Annotated in this window: 19 protein-coding genes and 1 pseudogene; 12 read left to right on the top strand and 8 right to left on the bottom strand. The window is 41.9% G+C overall.

Going from position 1 to position 17292, the window contains the following annotated elements:
• Positions 1–44: 44 nt before the first annotated feature.
• Positions 45–485, bottom strand: coding sequence for a peptidoglycan-binding protein LysM (gene lysM, locus BKK48_RS04965; protein WP_077427054.1), 441 nt, complete (start codon positions 483–485; stop codon positions 45–47).
• 171 nt (positions 486–656) lie between these two features.
• Between lysM and ypfJ the strand changes: the two genes are divergently transcribed.
• Positions 657–1487 carry a KPN_02809 family neutral zinc metallopeptidase gene (gene ypfJ / locus BKK48_RS04960; protein WP_077427053.1) on the top strand — a complete coding sequence of 277 codons (831 nt, stop codon included), beginning with the start codon at positions 657–659 and terminating at the stop codon, positions 1485–1487.
• Positions 1488–1531: 44 nt separating this feature from the next.
• Here ypfJ and hslU read toward each other — a convergent pair whose 3' ends face one another.
• Positions 1532–2866 (bottom strand): HslU--HslV peptidase ATPase subunit, encoded by a 1335-nt coding sequence (gene hslU / locus BKK48_RS04955; protein ID WP_077417534.1) that lies wholly within the window; start codon positions 2864–2866, stop codon positions 1532–1534.
• A gap of 10 nt (positions 2867–2876) precedes the next feature.
• Entirely contained in the window at positions 2877–3404 is a 528-nt protein-coding gene (gene hslV / locus BKK48_RS04950) for an ATP-dependent protease subunit HslV (protein WP_077417532.1), read from the bottom strand.
• A 233-nt stretch (positions 3405–3637) separates the two neighbouring features.
• On the opposite strand from hslV, the gene BKK48_RS04945 reads away from it, so the two are divergent.
• From BKK48_RS04945 to BKK48_RS09880, 5 genes and pseudogenes are all read left to right on the top strand, one after another.
• Complete coding sequence (locus tag BKK48_RS04945; RefSeq protein WP_077427149.1) at positions 3638–4387, top strand: SDR family oxidoreductase; 750 nt, start codon at positions 3638–3640, stop codon at positions 4385–4387.
• A gap of 106 nt (positions 4388–4493) precedes the next feature.
• Complete coding sequence (locus BKK48_RS04940) at positions 4494–5273, top strand: sulfite exporter TauE/SafE family protein (RefSeq protein ID WP_077427052.1); 780 nt, start codon at positions 4494–4496, stop codon at positions 5271–5273.
• A 300-nt stretch (positions 5274–5573) separates the two neighbouring features.
• On the top strand, positions 5574–7166 hold the full coding sequence (locus BKK48_RS04935; RefSeq protein ID WP_425271807.1) for a DNA recombination protein RmuC: 1593 nt from the start codon (positions 5574–5576) through the stop codon (positions 7164–7166).
• Between the two features lie 92 nt (positions 7167–7258).
• Positions 7259–7801 (top strand): annotated as a pseudogene (locus BKK48_RS09885) (TIGR00645 family protein); the annotation flags it as partial.
• 18 nt (positions 7802–7819) lie between these two features.
• Complete coding sequence (locus BKK48_RS09880) at positions 7820–8491, top strand: pseudouridine synthase (protein WP_143538806.1); 672 nt, start codon at positions 7820–7822, stop codon at positions 8489–8491.
• Between the two features lie 27 nt (positions 8492–8518).
• Here BKK48_RS09880 and BKK48_RS04925 read toward each other — a convergent pair whose 3' ends face one another.
• The gene (locus tag BKK48_RS04925; protein ID WP_077427049.1) at positions 8519–9175 is read right to left on the bottom strand and encodes a hypothetical protein; all 657 of its coding nucleotides are present in this window, start codon (positions 9173–9175) and stop codon (positions 8519–8521) included.
• A 61-nt stretch (positions 9176–9236) separates the two neighbouring features.
• On the bottom strand, positions 9237–9920 hold the full coding sequence (locus tag BKK48_RS04920; protein WP_077427048.1) for a 2,3-diphosphoglycerate-dependent phosphoglycerate mutase: 684 nt from the start codon (positions 9918–9920) through the stop codon (positions 9237–9239).
• A 175-nt stretch (positions 9921–10095) separates the two neighbouring features.
• Here BKK48_RS04920 and envC point away from each other — a divergent pair, with 175 nt between their 5' ends.
• Positions 10096–11328, top strand: a complete 1233-nt coding sequence (gene envC / locus BKK48_RS04915; protein ID WP_077427047.1) for a murein hydrolase activator EnvC — start codon at positions 10096–10098, stop codon at positions 11326–11328.
• Positions 11328–12170: a divergent polysaccharide deacetylase family protein gene (locus BKK48_RS04910; protein WP_077427046.1), complete on the top strand. Its 843-nt coding sequence runs from the start codon at positions 11328–11330 to the stop codon at positions 12168–12170. The genes envC and BKK48_RS04910 overlap by 1 nt, the downstream gene beginning before the upstream one ends.
• Positions 12171–12182: 12 nt before the next feature.
• On the opposite strand, the gene xerC is transcribed toward BKK48_RS04910, so the two are convergent.
• Together xerC and BKK48_RS04900 are read right to left on the bottom strand one after the other, a co-directional pair.
• Positions 12183–13070 (bottom strand): tyrosine recombinase XerC, encoded by an 888-nt coding sequence (xerC, locus tag BKK48_RS04905; protein ID WP_077427045.1) that lies wholly within the window; start codon positions 13068–13070, stop codon positions 12183–12185.
• A complete protein-coding gene (locus tag BKK48_RS04900; protein ID WP_077427044.1) occupies positions 13070–13504 on the bottom strand; it encodes a GNAT family N-acetyltransferase in 435 nt (144 codons plus the stop codon). Before BKK48_RS04900 ends, xerC begins: the two co-directional genes overlap by 1 nt.
• Before the next feature lie 173 nt (positions 13505–13677).
• On the opposite strand from BKK48_RS04900, the gene tpiA reads away from it, so the two are divergent.
• Positions 13678–14445 (top strand): triose-phosphate isomerase, encoded by a 768-nt coding sequence (tpiA, locus tag BKK48_RS04895; RefSeq protein WP_077427043.1) that lies wholly within the window; start codon positions 13678–13680, stop codon positions 14443–14445.
• Between the two features lie 62 nt (positions 14446–14507).
• Here the strand turns inward: tpiA and BKK48_RS04890 are convergent, their stop codons facing one another.
• Positions 14508–15266, bottom strand: coding sequence for a glycosyltransferase family 2 protein (locus BKK48_RS04890; RefSeq protein ID WP_077427042.1), 759 nt, complete (start codon positions 15264–15266; stop codon positions 14508–14510).
• A 61-nt stretch (positions 15267–15327) separates the two neighbouring features.
• Between BKK48_RS04890 and waaA the strand changes: the two genes are divergently transcribed.
• The 3 genes from waaA to BKK48_RS04875 are packed head-to-tail and all read left to right on the top strand — an operon-like array spanning position 15328 to position 17287.
• Positions 15328–16611 carry a lipid IV(A) 3-deoxy-D-manno-octulosonic acid transferase gene (gene waaA / locus BKK48_RS04885; RefSeq protein ID WP_077427041.1) on the top strand — a complete coding sequence of 428 codons (1284 nt, stop codon included), beginning with the start codon at positions 15328–15330 and terminating at the stop codon, positions 16609–16611.
• Positions 16608–17087 (top strand): pantetheine-phosphate adenylyltransferase, encoded by a 480-nt coding sequence (gene coaD / locus BKK48_RS04880; RefSeq protein ID WP_077427040.1) that lies wholly within the window; start codon positions 16608–16610, stop codon positions 17085–17087. The genes waaA and coaD overlap by 4 nt, the downstream gene beginning before the upstream one ends.
• Entirely contained in the window at positions 17075–17287 is a 213-nt protein-coding gene (locus BKK48_RS04875; RefSeq protein ID WP_077427039.1) for a YceK/YidQ family lipoprotein, read from the top strand. The genes coaD and BKK48_RS04875 overlap by 13 nt, the downstream gene beginning before the upstream one ends.
• Positions 17288–17292: the final 5 nt, after the last annotated feature.

Below are 17292 nucleotides of genomic sequence, written 5' to 3'. Positions count from 1 at the left end.
GGTTGTTTCGCACCACACTTTCCATTTTCACATTGATGATATTTTTATAATCCTTTCGGTAAGCGAATTTTTTGCCCCGGGAAGATTTTATCTGCATCTTTAATGACTTCTTTGTTCGCTTCAACAATGGCTGTGTATTTTGCACCATTGCCGTAAGCTTTTTCTGCAATTTTCCAAAGGGTATCGCCTTTTTGAATGACATAGAAGGTTTCATCAGAGGCGAGCGTTTCACCGTTGCTGATGGTGGCATCACTTGTCACCGCGCTAATACCTTGAATATTACCCGCCATTAATACGGCTTTTTCTAATGCGGCTGCGGTAGACGCCACACCTTGAATATTGGCGACCCCATTTTCAACGGTAACAGAAAGATTTTCTACCCCAGGGTTATCTTCTGCAATGTGTTGTGTGACGGCTTTTGATGCATCTTCTTCTTTCGAAAAAAGTTTTTTGCCAATATCGCCAACAAAATCAAATAATCCCATTTTTTATTCCTTTTTTAGTGATGAAATTCGCCTGCTACCATACTGAAAAGCAGTGGGAATGTCTAGAAAATACAATGTAAATTACTGTAAATCTTTTTGCAAAAAAGCTTTAAAGATGACCGCACTTTGATAGAATGCGGGCATTTTTAACGACAAATAAAAGAGGCAGTTATGCGTTGGCAGGGCAGAAGAGAAAGTTCAAATATTGAGGATAGACGGGGTTCCGGTGGCAATTTTGGCGGCGGCAAAGGCACGGGAATTTTAGGTTTCATTATTTTATTAGTGGGTGCTTATTATGGTGTTGATTTGTCCGGATTAGTCGGCACTCCTGACTTTTCAGGTCAATCCTCGCAACGGTTAGAAAGCCAAGAAGAGCAACAACTTGCCGGTTTATCAAAAGTTGTGTTGGCGGATACAGAAGCCGTTTGGGGAAGCTATTTCAAACAAATGGGATACCAATATCAAGAGCCGGTTATGGTGCTTTATAACGGTGCAACCTCGACAGCCTGTGGCACAGGACAATCGGCAATGGGGCCGTTTTACTGCCCCAATGATCGCAAAGTTTACCTCGATCTCTCTTTTTATAATGATATGAAAAACAAACTGGGTGCTGCGGGGGATTCTGCTTTTGCTTATGTTATTGCCCATGAAGTGGGGCATCATGTACAAAATCTGCTCGGAGTATTAGGGCAAGTTCATCGTGCGCAACAAAGTACCGATCGCAAAACCGCCAATCAACTTTCCGTAAAATTAGAATTACAAGCAGATTGCTTTGCCGGAGTTTGGGCCAATCAAGCGGTGAAAAGCGGTTTATTTGAACGGGGGGATGAAGAAAAGGCCTTTAATGCCGCAGAAGCAGTGGGGGATGATCGCCTACAAAAACGTGGTCAAGGCTATGTGGTGCCGGATAGTTTTACCCATGGCACTTCCGCCCAGCGTTTGATGTGGTTTAGAAAAGGATTGCAAACCGGTAATCCAAGTCAATGTGATACCTTCAACTAAATACAAAGGTCCGGCAAATACCGGACCTTGTCTTTCACCACTAATTAAAGAATAAAGCGGCTCAAATCCTCGTTTTCGACCACTTCGCCCAGTGCCTCTGCCACATAGGCTTCATCAATATTGACGGTTTGACCGTTCATATCGCTGGCATTAAAGGAGATTTTATCCATCAAACGCTCCATCACCGTATGTAAACGGCGGGCACCGATATTTTCCGTTTTCTCATTAACACGAAATGCTGCTTCGGCGATTTTTTTCACGGCCTCTTGGGTAAATTCAATATTCACCCCTTCTGTTGCCATTAAGGCTTTATATTGCTCGGTTAAGGAAGCATTAGGCTCTGTTAAAATTCGCTCAAAATCAGCCGCACTTAGGGCGGAAAGTTCCACACGAATCGGCAAACGTCCTTGTAGTTCAGGGATTAAATCTGAAGGGCGTGCCACTTGGAATGCACCGGAGGCAATAAACAAAATATGATCTGTTTTCACCATGCCATGTTTGGTGCTGACCGTTGAGCCTTCCACCAACGGGAGTAAATCACGCTGTACCCCCTCACGGGAAACATCGGCGCCGCTGTATTCGCCTTTTTTACAGATTTTATCAATCTCATCAATGAACACGATACCGTTTTGTTCCACCGCTTCAATGGCTTTTTGTTTCAATTCTTCCGGATTAATCAATTTTGCCGCTTCATCATCAATCAAGGTTTTTAATGCCTCTTTGATTTTCATTTTGCGTTTTTTGGTCTTATCGCTACCAAGGTTTTGAAACATAGATTGGAGCTGGCTTGTCATTTCTTCCATTCCCGGCGGTGCCATAATTTCCACGCCCATAGAAACGCCGGCGGATACATCAATTTCGATTTCTTTGTCATCTAATTGACCTTCACGCAATTTTTTACGAAATGCCTGACGTGTACTACTGTTGCTATCGTGGTTTTCCACCTCGCCCCATTGGTTTTTGGCCGGTGGTAATAACGCATCCAGAATACGTTCTTCTGCTGCATCTTCCGCTTTCGCACGATTTTTGGCAATTTCTTGTTGGCGAACCAATTTCATTGCACTATCCGTTAAATCACGAATGATGGAATCCACCTCTTTGCCCACATAACCCACCTCGGTAAATTTAGTGGCCTCCACTTTAATGAAAGGAGCATTGGCTAATTTTGCCAAACGGCGGGCAATTTCTGTTTTACCCACCCCGGTTGGTCCAATCATCAGGATATTTTTTGGGGTAACCTCGTGGCGTAGCGGCTCTTGAAGTTGCATACGACGCCAACGATTTCTCAGTGCAATAGCAACCGCTCTTTTCGCATCGGCTTGCCCAATAATATGTTGATCTAATTCAGAAACAATTTCGCGTGGAGTCATTTCAGACATAATTTTTTCCTTAATTCGGTAATTCTTCAATAGTGAAATTCGTGTTGGTGAACACACAAATATCACCGGCAATTTGTAATGATTTTTCCACAATTTCACGGGCGGAAAGATCCGTATTTTCCACTAAAGCACGGGCGGCAGAGAGGGCATAATTCCCCCCTGAACCAATGGCTAAAATTTGATCTTCCTCCGGTTGCACCACATCGCCAATCCCTGTGATGATCAGGCTTTCTTTTTCATCCGCTACAATCAGCATGGCTTCTAATTTACGCAATGCTCGATCGGTTCGCCAATCTTTTGCTAATTCCACCGCACTTTTTAGCAAATGCCCTTGATGCATTTCCAATTTACGCTCAAACAATTCAAACAGCGTGAAGGCATCGGCCGTGCCACCAGCAAAACCGGCTAATACCTTACCATTGTATAAACGGCGTACTTTTCTTGCATTACCTTTCATGACTGTATTGCCGAGGGAAACTTGTCCATCCCCCCCAACGACCACTTGCCCGTTACGGCGCACACTGACGATTGTTGTCATTCTTCTGTCCTTTTTTGAAAAAACTTGCCCGTTATATGGCGGCAGGGTTTGAGAAATTCAAGTGATAAAAGTGCGATGCGTCAAAAACATCATAAAAATCATAACACTTTCATTTAGCCACGTTTGCCCTCAAAAAAAACGATTGTTAAATTTGTGTTAAAAAATGGTTTTTAAAAATAACATAACAGATATAATTATCCGCCTCTATTTCTGAATATGAGGACAGCATGAATATGAAAACCGCATTAGTAACAGGGGCAACAGCCGGTTTTGGCTTAGCCATTTGCAAAACCTTAATTCAACATGGGTATAAAGTTATCGGTACAGGAAGACGTGCCGAGCGTCTGGCGGCACTCCAAGCCGAGTTTGGCGAAAATTTCTTACCTTTGGCGTTTGATGTCAGTGATATGAGCCAAACGGAAGCAGTACTAAATTCACGTCCTTCAGGCTGGCAAACGGTGGATTTATTGGTGAATAATGCAGGTCTGGCATTGGGCCTCGAGCCTGCTCATCGGGTAGAGCTTGCCGATTGGATGCAAATGATCGACACCAATATAAAAGGCCTTGTGACGGTAACCCGCCTCATTCTTCCTGAAATGGTTGAACGCAATAGCGGGCATATCATCAATTTAGGATCGATTGCCGGCAATTATCCTTACCCGGGAGGCAATGTTTACGGTGGTACAAAGGCTTTTGTTAAGCAGTTTAGTTTGAACTTACGCGCCGATCTGTCCGGCACTAAAGTGAGGGTGAGCAATGTTGAACCGGGGCTTTGCGGTGGCACGGAGTTTTCCAATGTGCGTTTTAAAGGGGATAGTGAAAAAGCCGAGAAGCTCTATGAAAATGTAGATTATATCCGTCCACAAGATATTGCCAATATTGTATTGTGGCTTAACCAACAACCGGAACATGTCAATGTGAACCGCATTGAAGTTATGCCAACTGCACAAACATTTTCAGCGCTTCATGTTTCAAAAGAATAATTTAATAAGGAGGAAAAAATGCATAATAACACTTTGTATGAGAAAGTTATTTCATTGGTTTAAATGATTGTAATCATCATGTTAAAAGTATAGTGAGAGGTTAAGTATGTTTATTGATGGCAGTATAATTCAAACAAGTCTAGTTCTAGGACTAGTTATTCTAATTGTAGCCTCATTTGTGGCAGGTTATATTGATTCTATATCTGGTGGGGCGGGATTGATATTGATACCTGCATTTATCCTGACAGGCTTACCTCCTCAGCTCGCATTAGGGCAAGAAAAGTTAGTCAGTACAATAGGAACCGTCGCTGCGATAAAAAATTTCTTTAAAAACAATGCTATTGTTTGGAAAATTGTTCCTGCCGGCATTGTATCTGGACTTATTGGTGCTTATTTTGGTGCAAAGACAATTTTGTACCTTCCTACAGAAATAATATCATACGTTATCGTTGTATTACTCCCTGTAGGTCTCCTCGCCGCTTTTATTAAAGGTAAAATGCAAGATAACAAAAATGAACTGAAATATTCTGTTTTCACCACTTTTTTAGTTTGTTTTGTCGTTGGATTTTATGATGGTTTTTTTGGTCCGGGTACAGGAAGTCTTTTTATAATCGTGTTATCGTTGTTTAATAACTTAACATTATTGCAAGCATCTGCAACATCAAAGATATTTAACTTTTCTTCGAATATAGGTGCTTTTATTGCTTTTTTTATTTCTGGAAATATGGCTTTTTTGATAGGGATTCCAATGATTATTGCCAGTCTATTAGGGAACCATATTGGGAGTATTCACGCAATAAAAACAAATGGTGAAATTGTTAGAAAGGTTTTAATTATCACTGTATTTTTTATGATGGTAACACTGTTATATCAAACGCTAAAATAATTAGAAAAACCGCTGTTTAAATCTGCCCCCAAAAAGTTGGATTAAATTTCAACTTTTGGGGGTAGATTTTTTATACCGGAATATCGATTATTTATCTTTTGTCTATACTTGTTATATAGCTATCGCTAGATAGTTAGATGTCTAAGCTAAAATAATTGCCCAAGTAAAGGGCTGATACATAAGGAAAATAAATAAGTAAATAAATGGGGTTGTCGCACTAGCACCTTACAGTCAGTTTTCTCCCTCAATATCCTCTGTGGTAAAATTTATAAAAATTTGAGGCTTATTATGACAATGTGGATGACCCCTTCTTTTCTTATTCTTCTTGGTATATCGCTTTTTATTCTGATTATCCTTTGTTTTTTGCTCGCCCGCCGTTCGCGCGATGTGCAAGAATTACAGCAAGATTTGAATAAAACCAATAGCGATTTTAATCAACTTGCCGAACGTTTTGATTTACTCAATCAACAAAAAAATCTGTTGGAACAGAAAGCGGTGAAAGCCCAAACAGAAAGTGAGGGGCTGCAAATCCGTTTAAGTGAGAGGGATGAAAAAATGGCCTATCTCACCAAAGAATTGGATGAGGAGCAAGCTCGCAACGAGCAGATTGCGGCACAGATCACGGCGTTGAAAGAGCGTTTTGGTATTGCCTCTGCCCAAGCGGAAAGTTTACAAAATCAGCTACAACAGAGCCAAACTCATCTATTACGCAAAGAAGAGGAACAACAACATTTAACGGAAAAATTGACCGCACTTTCACAAGAGTTGACAGGGTTAAAAACCACCTTGGCGGAAAAAGAAAAACATTTTGCCGAACAGCAACAAAATATTGAGCAATCGAAACAGCAACTTAGCATTGAATTTCAAAATCTCGCCAATCGTATTTTGGATGAAAAAAGTCGGTCTTTTAATCAAACCAACCAAACGGCCCTAGAAACGTTGCTCAAACCTTTCCGTGAACAAATTGAAGGTTTCCAAAAACGGGTGAATGAAATTCATTCGGAATCCTTAAAAGGCAATGCGGGTTTAGAAGCGGAAATTAAAAAGGTGTTGGAAATTGGTTTAACTATGTCGCAAGAGGCGAACAATTTAACTTCTGCTTTAAAAGGGGAAAAGAAAACCCTAGGGAATTGGGGGGAGGTGCAATTAGAACGGGCATTAGAACTTGCCGGTTTGATTGAAAATGTGCATTACAGCGCCCAAGCCCATTTCAAAGATGAGCAAGGCGGACGGAATTACCCTGATTTCGTGTTGAATTTACCCGATGAAAAGCACCTGATTATTGACAGCAAAATGTCGTTAAATGCCTATGAAAGTGCGGTCAATTCTAAAGACGATGTTGATCGTGAACGCCTACTTCGAGAGCATCTGAAAGCTTTAAAAAATCATATGGATGATTTACACAGAAAAGATTACAGCAACTTAATTGGGATGCGTAGCCCCAATTTTGTGCTGATGTTTATTGCACTTGAGCCGGCTTATATCGAGGCGTTAAAACAAGATCCGAACCTGTTTAATTATGGTTATGAAAAAAATGTCATTATGGTTTCTCACACCACGTTGATGCCCATTTTGCGTACGGTGGCGAATTTGTGGCGGATTGAGCGGGGCAATGCTGAAGCCAGAGAAATCGCTGAAAAGGCTGGTGAGATTTATAATCAAATTTGTTTGGTGGCAGAACGCTTGGGGAAATTGGGTAATACCCTTTCTACCGTCAGCAACCAATATAACAGTACGGTGACAGCCCTTGTGGGACAGCAAGGATTAGTGGGGAAAATTGAACGTTTTAAAGATCTCTCCGCCAAAGCCAATAAAACGATGCCAAATGTCGAATTATTAAATAATGGTGTGGATTTAAGCCGTTTGTCTTTAATGATTGAGGAAGAAAAATAATCCTTATCTTTTCTATTGCTATTTTCAAAAAAACTGCTATTTTTTGACCGTTTTTTTATTGATTAATTTTTACAACAAGTTAGGAAAAATGAATGGAACAGCAAAAATCACCTGATCTTTATGCCAAGTATAATCGACAATCTAATGCATTAAGTAAAATTATTTTCGCCAGTCGTTGGTTGCAATTGCCGATTTATTTGGGCTTGATTGTCGTACAAGGCATTTATGCCTATAAATTTTTAAAATCCCTTTGGCATTTGATTATTAACGTCAATGAAATGGATTCGGAAACCATTATGTTGGCAGTGTTAAACCTGATTGATGTGGTGATGATCGCCAACTTATTAGTGATGGTTACTCTTGGTGGTTATGAGATTTTCGTTTCAAAATTACGCACTCGAAACCACCCCGATCAACCGGAATGGATGAGTCATGTGAATGCGACAGTACTCAAAGTCAAACTGTCGATGTCCATCATTAGTATTTCCTCTATCCATTTGCTTCAAACCTTTGTTAATGCGGCAAAAATTCCTGAAAAAACCATAATGTGGGAATTATTAATCCACCTTGGTTTTCTTATATCGGCTATTGCCTTGGCTTATACGGATAAAATTTTATACAGCACCAGCCATAAAATCATTAACCCATCATTTATGCGCAATACTTTCCCTCGAAGAAACGCAACCAAAAAACAGGTTGGTGTTTCTTTTCGTTTATCAAAAGCGCCAAAACCCAAGGTGAAAGGGTTGGCTCAAACCCGTGTGATTTTGTTTAATAAACCCTTTGATGTTCTCACGCAGTTTACCGATGAAAACGGAAGAGCCACCCTTAAGGATTTTATTCCTATTGCACATATTTATTCGGCTGGGCGATTGGATCGGGATAGTGAGGGATTACTTATTCTGACCAACAACGGTGCATTACAACATCGCCTTGCCGATCCTCAATTTAAAACCGAGAAAACCTACTGGGTGCAGGTGGAGGGAGAACCGGCCGAGCCAGATCTCGCACGATTACGACAAGGGGTCATGCTGAAAGACGGTATTACAAAGCCGGCAAAAGTGCGGTTGATTTCAGCACCCAATTTATGGCCCCGCATACCGCCTATCCGAGAGCGGAAATCCATTCCTACTTCATGGTTAGAAATTAAAATTAGCGAGGGGCGAAATCGCCAAGTCAGACGAATGACCGCCCACATTGGTTTTCCTACGTTGCGTTTGGTTCGGTATGCGATTGGACAACTTTCCATTGAGGGTATCGCAAATGGCGAATATCGTGAGCTATCGGAAAGGGAAATTGAGACACTATTTTTTCAACGAAAATAAGGTGCAGTGATTGCACCTTATTACCATTTAAAACGTGGTTTGGGCATTTTCAACCTGAACAAAAAAGCCGTTATCATTTAAAATCACACTGTAATTTGTCTGATATTTTTTACCGTTGGTTTCTACCAAAGCGTAGCAACTACGAATGCCTTGTTGAGGGTAATGCTGGGTTTCTTGTATTTGGCTCAGATTTTTTACCCTCATCGGTATCTTCATGGCTTTGCCTTGTCGATTAAAGGCATCAGAAAGCACTTCTGTCACTTTTTTATCTTGACATTTTGGCACCACAACAGCTTTTTGAGCTTGGCTCACCGGCGTGGCTTTTAATACCTCGCTTTTTGCCTTTTTCTCCACTGAATGTTGTTGCGATTTTGGGTTTTTTTCCGATTTTGTTATCGCTTTTTGAACGGTTGTTTGTTTTTGTGATCCTGTGGATTTTTTATTCATAGCAGGTTGGTTTTTAACCTTCTTTTTCTCCGCTTTTAAGGCTGATTTTTTCTGTGCCGTTTTTTTATTTTCTGCGTGATTTTTCTTTGTGTTTTTCTCAACGCTTTTTTTCGTTTGTGATTTTTTTCCCTGTTGGACGGTTTGTTTGGTTGAGGTGTTTTTATGGGACGGATTTGCCATAACGCTTGTCGCCATAAATGGCAATAACGTAAAAAGAAGCGTGGCTAATTTTTTCATTTTTTTCTCCTTAAACAAAAAGTGCGGCTAAAACTAACCGCACTTTGCTCAAAACTCAAAATTAAAGGTAGTAATGTTCTACATAGTTTAATTTATCATCAAGTTTTAACACTAATGGCTGGCCGGTTGGAATTTCAAAATCCATAATTTCTTCATCAGAAATTCCGATAATGTGTTTTGCCAAAGCACGAAGTGAATTACCGTGAGCGACCACTAAAACACGTTTGCCGGAAAGCATTGCCGGTGCGATTTGATCTTCCCAGAATGGCAGCGCACGTTCTAAGGTAAGTTTTAAGTTTTCCGCATTAGGTACAACATCTGATGGAAGATGAGCGTAACGGCGGTCATTGTGGGCTGAATTTGGATCTTGCGGATCTAAATCCGGTGGAGAAATATCGTAAGAACGACGCCAAACATGAACCTGTTCATCACCGTATTGTTCGGCGGTGGCTTTTTTATCTAAACCTTGTAATGCACCGTAGTGACGCTCATTTAAACGCCAGTTTTTCACTTGAGGAATCCACAATTGATGGGATTCTTCCAACACGATATTACAGGTTTTAATGGCACGGGTTAACACGGAAGTGAAGGCAATATCAAATTCATAGCCGGCGTCTAATAATTTTTTACCTGCCGCTTTGGCTTCTTCCACACCACGTTCGGTCAAATTCACATCACGCCAACCGGTGAATAAATTTTTCGCATTCCATTCACTGAAACCGTGACGAATGAATACTAATTCCATAGGGATCTCCTAATATTTTAAGTAAAAAAGAATGCGCACTTTATAGCAAAAAATCCCTTTATTTAAAAGCAAAAAGGCAGGATTTCCTGATCTTCCGCAAAAAATCAGTGTGAAACTTTTTCGCCTTTCAACAAATATGATAAGATTTGTGCAGTTTTGTGAATTAGGATGAATTATGTCGTTTTCTCTCTTCCGCCCAAAAACATCGGCGATTTTAACCGCACTTTTTTGCTGCGGAGCGTTGCTGTTTTCAGCCGGTAGCCAAGGTGCCGATCTCAACCAAATTCAACAACAAATTAAACAGCAAGAATCTAAACTGGCAGAGCAAAAACGGGCGCAGGCAAAGCTTCAATCCACTTTAAAAAATCAAGAAAGCCAAATTAATTCTGTGGCAGGAAAATTGCGTGAAACCGAGCTGAGTTTGAAAGAAATTCGCAAACAAATTGCCGATGCGGATAAACAACTCAAACTTTTAGAAAAGCAAGAACGTGAGCAAAAAGCCAAACTTGCCAAACAAGTGGATATGATTTATCGATCGGGATTAAACCCTTCCGTGTTAGAGAGAATGCTTTCAGAAGATGCCAAAAAAGCGGCTCGTATGAAAGTGTATTATGAACATTTAAACCAAACCCGAATTGAGATGATTCATCATTTGCAAGCCACACAAATGCAAATTGTGAAACAGAAAGAGGCGATTTTGGGGCAGCAACAAACCCATAAAGATCAGCTTTCTAACCAAAAAAAGCAGCAACAAGAATTAGAAAAAGTTCAGCGTGAACGCCAATCTACATTAAATGAAATCAATAAAACCATTAATCAAGATCAAAATAAATTAGAACGTTTGCGTGCGAATGAAACGGCATTACGCCAAGAAATTCAACGTGCCGAACAAGCCGCCCGTCAGCAAGAACAACGTGAGCGGGATGCCTTGGCACTGCGTAAACAAGCAGAAGAAAAACGCACTGCCAAACCTTATAAACCTACTGCGCAAGAGCGTCAGTTGATAAATAGTACCAGTGGGTTAGGAAGCGCAAAACGCCAGTATAATAAACCGGTGAACGGTTCAACACTCTATGCCTTTGGCTCTGCTCAAGCCGGAGAGGCGCGTTGGAAAGGAATGGTGATTGCGGCACCAAACGGCACACCGGTGCGTGCCATTGCCGGTGGGCGGGTTATTCTTGCCGGACCGCTCAATGGATATGGCTATATGGTGATTATCAAACACGGCGACAGTGATTTGAGTTTATACGGCTTTAACCAAGCGGTATTCGTTAAAACGAATCAGCTGGTGTCTGCCGGTCAAACCATTGCACAGGTTGGTAATACTGGGGAGCTTTCCCGTCCGGCGTTATATTTCGGGATCAGCCGTAAAGGGACACCGGTTAATCCTGCGGGGTGGATAAAATAATGGCGGTTTCACTCAAAAGTGCGGTCAAAATTTTCCTTGTTTTTTCCCTCACGCTTTTTTCAATCAGTGCGTTTTCACAAAGTAAATTAGCGATTGTCATTGATGATGTGGGGTATCACCCTAAGGAAGACGCTGCAATTTTTGCCATGCCCCGTGAAATTTCGGTGGCGATTATTCCTGTCGCCCCCTATGCCAAAGCGCGTAATCAAGAAGCCAAAAAGCAAGGGCGTGATATTCTCATTCATATGCCAATGCAGCCTATGGGGCAAATGAAAATTGAAGAAGGTGGGGTACATTTGGGCATGTCGGCACAACAGGTTGCCGAGCGGGTTCAACAGGCGAAAAATGTGGTGAGTTATGCCATTGGAATGAATAACCACATGGGCAGTGCTGCCACGGCAGACAGCGCATTAATGCGTCACCTGATGAGTGCGCTTCATACTCAACATTTGTTCTTTTTAGATAGCCGAACCATTGGACGTTCTGTTGCCGGAAAAATGGCAAAAGAACAGGAGGTAGCTTCTCTCGATCGCCATATTTTTTTAGATGATAGTAATGAATTGGCGGATGTTCAACGCCAGTTCCAAGCGGCAATTCAATATGCCAGAAAACACGGCACGGCCATCGCCATTGGACACCCTCGTAAAAATACCGTTGCTGTTTTACAACAAGGCTTACGCCATCTCCCTTCAGATATTCAACTTGTGGGGATGGGAAGCTTATGGCGAAATGAACGTATCGTCCCGCCAAAACCGTTTATTTTACTTTTTAACGATATCCCCGCCCCTACCTCCATTGCACCTTATATGCCTATCCCACTTTTGCGTGGCGTGCCAAGATAAGATAGCAACTGTCTATTTTTTACGTTTTGCTCTGGGATGGGCTTGATCGTAAACCTCAGCGAGGTGTTGGAAGTTAAGGTGAGTGTAAATTTGTGTGGTCGATAGGTTGCTATGCCCAAGTAATTCTTGCACTGCGCGCAGATCGGAACTGGCTTCGAGCATGTGGGTGGCAAATGAATGGCGTAGTTTGTGCGGATTTAAGTGGCTGTTTAACCCTTGGCGAACACCCCAGGTTTCCAAGCGTTTTTGGATAGAACGATGAGAAATTCGATTTCCCAGTTGGCTGACAAATAAGGCATCATCTTTTGGATTGAATAATAACCGCACTTTAAGCCATTGTTGGAGGGCGTGTGAGGCGTAGCGGCCAAAAGGGACGATACGTTCTTTGTTTCCTTTTCCTAATACACGAACTTCACGGGTACGGGTATTGATACTGCTTAAATCTAATCCTTGTAGTTCTGATAAGCGTAGGCCGGAACTGTACATTAATTCCAATATTGCCCGATCTCGAATATCAATCGGCTCTTTACTGTCATTGGCAAGGAGTTGTTGAATTTGGTCGCCATCAATGTTTTTAGGTAAGCGTTTACTGAGTTTAGGGGCGGAAATGCCCGTGGTCGGGTTGGCTTTTAATTTCCCTTGTTGGACTAAATAACTCAAAAACATTCGTAGGGCAGAAAGGCGTAGGGCCAGGCTTTTTTCTTTCAGCCCCTCTTTTTTGCTTTCAGCCAACATAAAACGCACAACACTGGGGGTAATTTGTTGCCATTGTTGAATCCCTTGTGCGCTCAGCAACGTTATCACCGCATCCAGTTGTCGTTGATAGTTGGTAAGCGTATGGGGGCTGAGTTGACGCTCGATGCGTAAATAATCCCAGTAAGCTTGAAGATCCGTATGCATTATAAACTCAATTCAAACAGACTTTTTTTCGGGTTCAGTTTAAACCCTTCCGACTCTAATAAATCCTGCTGGGCTTGTCCTAATTCTGCCACTAAGCGATTTGACTGTGTATAAAGCACAAATTCTTTTGCTTTAGAAATTAATGCACTGTAAAGATCGCTTTTTTTATCGCTATCAATTGCATAAATATCGGTGAGTTGCCAATAGCGTTGTAATTGTAATGAAGATAAACGGGGATAGAGTTGAATAAACCCAATAGCTTGGCTTTGTGAATTGACTGCAATAAAGAAAATACTTTCGTTGAAACGAATACGATTTGTGAGGAAAGTTAAAGTGCGGTCAGGATTTTCCGTCATGCCATTGGCGAGGCGATAATGCTCAAAAAGGGGTAAAAGCACCTCGATATTCCATTGTTCAGCTTTAAAAATCTTCATTGTAATAAAATTGGTTATTTTTTATTGAATCTATACAGTGAATTGTAGCTTTTTCAGACAGAATAATCACGCATTCGGGAAAAAATTTTAAAAATCGTGATTTTGAACAAAGAATCAAGCACAAAATTTGGTATAGTAATTAAGTTTTATTAATTGAGTATGGAGAAACAAAAATGGCACGTCGTCCTTTAGTGATGGGAAACTGGAAATTAAATGGTAGTAAAGCCTTTACCAAAGAATTAATTGAAGGTTTAAAAAACGAGTTAGCCGGTGTTACAGGCTGTGATGTGGCGATTGCTCCCCCGGTGATGTATTTGGCGGAGGCGGAAGCGGCATTAGCCAATAGCCAAATTGCCCTTGGCGCACAAAATGTGGATGTGAATGTAAAAGGGGCATTCACCGGTGATATTTCAACGGAAATGTTAAAAGAGTTCGGCGCGAAATACATTATTATCGGCCACTCCGAGCGTCGTACTTATCATAAAGAAAGCGATGAATTTATTGCGAAAAAATTTGCTGCATTAAAAGCGGCGGGTTTAGTGCCCGTATTGTGTATTGGTGAGTCTGAAGAAGAAAATGAAGCAGGAAAAACCGAAGAGGTATGTGCCCGTCAAATTGATGCTGTTATTAATGCATTGGGCGTAGATGCCTTTAACGGTGCGGTGATTGCCTATGAGCCTATTTGGGCAATCGGTACCGGAAAATCGGCAACCCCGGCACAAGCACAAGCGGTACACGCTTTTATTCGTGGACACATTGCAGCGAAATCTCAAGCGGTTGCAGATCAAGTGATTATCCAATATGGCGGTTCTGTGAACGATGCAAATGCGGCTGAATTATTTACTCAGCCGGATATTGACGGAGCGTTAGTCGGTGGTGCTTCTCTTAAAGCCCCGGCGTTTGCAGTGATTGTTAAAGCGGCGGCTGCAGCGAAAAATTAGGTTTTTATTATGAGATACGAAAGTGCGGTTAAATTTAACCGCACTTTTTTTGTGTTTTGAATTTAATGTTGTTCCCGCTCCCACAGTTCGGCGTATTTCACAAAAGTGGAGTGGGCGGAAAGCACAGCCAGTAAAAAGCCTTGTTTTCCATCTAAAAAACCCGCTTTTAAAATATACATTTTTACAAAACAACCTATGGCGTGGCTTGTGCCTTGCCAGAGTGTCGCTTTTTTACCTTTTGCTTGGCGTTGGTCGGCCCAGGCTTTGGCATAACCGGCAGATTTCACCAAATAATGATAAATGCTTTTATAGGTGAAATGTTGTAAATCACCTTTTAATTTTTCAACTCGGGTGTGGCTTGGATAGATCACTTTTTCATGCACTAATGAATCATCATAGCCGGCGTAATCGGTGCGATAGAGGCGAACCACATAGTCGGGATACCAACCGGAATGGCGAATTTCCCGCCCAAAGACTTCACTTACTCTTGGGAGCTTAAAGACGGTATTTTCTGCATTTTGTGATACCGCTTGTTGAATGGAGGCCTGCAATGTTGGGCTAACCCGTTCATCGGCATCTAACCAGAGGACATAATCGGAAGTCACATATTGTTGGGCGATTTGGCGTTGTTTTCCAAACCCTTGCCAGTGGGTGTTTTCATAGAATTTTGCTCCATAGTTTAGGGCGATAGCTTTTGTGTTATCTGTGCTTCCGGAATCTAAAATGACAATCTCATCGACCCAGTCTTTTACGGTGTCTAGGCATAATGCGAGATCTTTTTCCTCGTTTTTCACAATCATCGCAACACTAATTGTTGGCATATTTTGATCCTTTTTTTGCTATACTACTGAAAATTTTTTCCAGTATAACCGAATTTAATTTATGTGGCGTTTTTTTTATACCTGCCTGATGTACCTGAGCCAACCGTTCTTGCTTTTTTTTATGTGGCTAAGGGGCTTTAAAGCACCGAATTATCGTAAAAGAATTGGTGAACGTTATGGTTTTTACGGGCATTTGGCACGCCCTAAACCACATGGGGTGATCATTCATGCCGCCTCGGTGGGAGAGGTGATTGCCGCCACCCCTTTGGTTCGCCTTATTCAACAACGTTATCCGGATTTACCCATTACTTTTACAACAGTGACCCCAACGGGGTCAGATCGGGTGAAAGCGGCTTTTGGTGATACGGTGACGCATTGTTATTTGCCCTATGATCTTCCCTTTGCACTCAAACGTTTTATTGATTTTATCCAGCCCAAGCTCTGTATTGTGATTGAAACAGAACTTTGGCCGAATTTAATCAAACAATTGCATTTGCGTCATGTGCCTTTTGTGGTTGCCAATGCTCGCTTATCTGCCCGCTCTGCCAAGCGATATGGCAAGATACGCCAACGTTTGCAGGGCATGTGGTCGCAAATCACGTTGGTTGCTCCGCAAGATCAAATTAGCCAAAACCGTTTCATTGAATTGGGTTATCCGGAAGAAAAAATCAGTTTGACCGGTAATATTAAATACGATTTAACGGTCACCCAACATTTGCTTGATAATATTCAACAACTGCATATCCAATGGGGGAAAGATCGTCCGATTTGGATTGCCGGAAGTACACATGAAGGTGAAGAAGCCCTCGTTATACAAGCGCATCGACAGCTATTGCGAACCTATCCTCATTTACTTTTATTGCTTGTGCCCCGTCATCCGGAACGTTTTAACACGGTAGAGGCGTTGATTAAAAAGGAAAAACTCCAGTTTATTCGCCGTTCTTCAGGTGAACGCCCAAATGCCAATACTCGGGTGATTTTGGGCGATACTATGGGGGAGATGATGATGATGTATGGCGTTTCCGATATTGCTTTTGTGGGCGGAAGCTTGGTTAAACATGGGGGACATAACCCTCTCGAACCTTTAGCCTTTAAAATTCCCGTGATTAGTGGAAAGCACACCTTTAATTTTCCTGAAGTATTTGAAATGTTGTTGGAAGAACAAGGGGTGATTGAAGTGAATTCAACGGCGGAAGAATTAGCCGGTGCGGTTGAGGCACTGCTTCATTCAAAAGAGGCTCGTCAACGCTTTGGTCAGGCGGGGTATGAAGTATTAATGAAAAATCGTGGGGCATTAACCCGGTTATTTGATTTATTGACGCCTTATTTGGAGCGTAAAGTATGACAACGGTGATTTATCCCGGCACCTTTGACCCTATCACAAACGGACATTTGGATATTATTGAGCGAAGTGCGGTCATTTTTCCCAAGGTTTTGGTGGCGGTGGCAGAAAGCCCAAGTAAAAAGCCGTTGTTTTCTTTGGATGAACGGGTGGAACTTGCCCGACAATCCGTTGCGCATCTCGAAAATGTTGAAGTCTTTGGTTTTTCCGATTTGTTGGCAAATGTGATTAAGGCCCGTAATGTAACGGCAATTATCCGAGGGGTGCGAACCACTACCGATTTTGAATATGAGCTCCAGCTTGCCGCCCTTAATCGACTTCTTACAAAGGGCGTGGAAAGCCTGTTCTTTCCCCCTCGCGAAAAGTGGGCATTTGTTTCATCTACTATGGTGCGTGAAATTTATTTGCATGGTGGTGATGTGGCAGCACTTGTGCCAACAACAGTCTTTAACGCCTTACAAGCACGATGTCCAAAATAGCCCTCATTTTAACCGCACTTTTTACCTTATCCGGTTGTGGTACGGTGGTGAAACTTGTCGATCCTTCAGAGAAGTATACCGCCTATGCCGGTGTGGCCTATGATTGGGAAATGGCGCAAAAATGGGGCTTACCTATTTTGGATTTGCCGCTTTCCTTTTTACTCGATACCCTTTTACTGCCCTCTGTATGGGCGCAATGATCATG

The organism is Rodentibacter heidelbergensis, assembly GCF_002000125.1.
In the GTDB taxonomy this organism is placed as follows: domain Bacteria; phylum Pseudomonadota; class Gammaproteobacteria; order Enterobacterales; family Pasteurellaceae; genus Rodentibacter; species Rodentibacter heidelbergensis.
Note: the sequence above shows the minus strand (reverse complement) of the source record. Positions and strands in the feature narration are given on the sequence as shown.

Excerpts from the sequence above, each read along its gene's own strand:
- xerC (WP_077427045.1), bottom strand. The coding sequence starts at position 13,070 with ATGCATACGGATCTTCAAGCTTACTGGGATTATTTACGCATCGAGCGT.
- BKK48_RS04940 (WP_077427052.1), top strand. The coding sequence starts at position 4,494 with ATGTTTATTGATGGCAGTATAATTCAAACAAGTCTAGTTCTAGGACTA.
- BKK48_RS09880 (WP_143538806.1), top strand. The coding sequence starts at position 7,820 with ATGCGCAATACTTTCCCTCGAAGAAACGCAACCAAAAAACAGGTTGGT.
- BKK48_RS04920 (WP_077427048.1), bottom strand. The coding sequence starts at position 9,920 with ATGGAATTAGTATTCATTCGTCACGGTTTCAGTGAATGGAATGCGAAA.
- coaD (WP_077427040.1), top strand. The coding sequence starts at position 16,608 with ATGACAACGGTGATTTATCCCGGCACCTTTGACCCTATCACAAACGGA.
- hslU (WP_077417534.1), bottom strand. The coding sequence starts at position 2,866 with ATGTCTGAAATGACTCCACGCGAAATTGTTTCTGAATTAGATCAACAT.
- BKK48_RS04875 (WP_077427039.1), top strand. The coding sequence starts at position 17,075 with ATGTCCAAAATAGCCCTCATTTTAACCGCACTTTTTACCTTATCCGGT.
- BKK48_RS04935 (WP_425271807.1), top strand. The coding sequence starts at position 5,574 with ATGACCCCTTCTTTTCTTATTCTTCTTGGTATATCGCTTTTTATTCTG.
- envC (WP_077427047.1), top strand. The coding sequence starts at position 10,096 with ATGTCGTTTTCTCTCTTCCGCCCAAAAACATCGGCGATTTTAACCGCA.
- hslV (WP_077417532.1), bottom strand. The coding sequence starts at position 3,404 with ATGACAACAATCGTCAGTGTGCGCCGTAACGGGCAAGTGGTCGTTGGG.
- BKK48_RS04910 (WP_077427046.1), top strand. The coding sequence starts at position 11,328 with ATGGCGGTTTCACTCAAAAGTGCGGTCAAAATTTTCCTTGTTTTTTCC.
- lysM (WP_077427054.1), bottom strand. The coding sequence starts at position 485 with ATGGGATTATTTGATTTTGTTGGCGATATTGGCAAAAAACTTTTTTCG.
- waaA (WP_077427041.1), top strand. The coding sequence starts at position 15,328 with ATGTGGCGTTTTTTTTATACCTGCCTGATGTACCTGAGCCAACCGTTC.
- ypfJ (WP_077427053.1), top strand. The coding sequence starts at position 657 with ATGCGTTGGCAGGGCAGAAGAGAAAGTTCAAATATTGAGGATAGACGG.
- BKK48_RS04925 (WP_077427049.1), bottom strand. The coding sequence starts at position 9,175 with ATGAAAAAATTAGCCACGCTTCTTTTTACGTTATTGCCATTTATGGCG.
- tpiA (WP_077427043.1), top strand. The coding sequence starts at position 13,678 with ATGGCACGTCGTCCTTTAGTGATGGGAAACTGGAAATTAAATGGTAGT.
- BKK48_RS04945 (WP_077427149.1), top strand. The coding sequence starts at position 3,638 with ATGAAAACCGCATTAGTAACAGGGGCAACAGCCGGTTTTGGCTTAGCC.
- BKK48_RS04900 (WP_077427044.1), bottom strand. The coding sequence starts at position 13,504 with ATGAAGATTTTTAAAGCTGAACAATGGAATATCGAGGTGCTTTTACCC.
- BKK48_RS04890 (WP_077427042.1), bottom strand. The coding sequence starts at position 15,266 with ATGCCAACAATTAGTGTTGCGATGATTGTGAAAAACGAGGAAAAAGAT.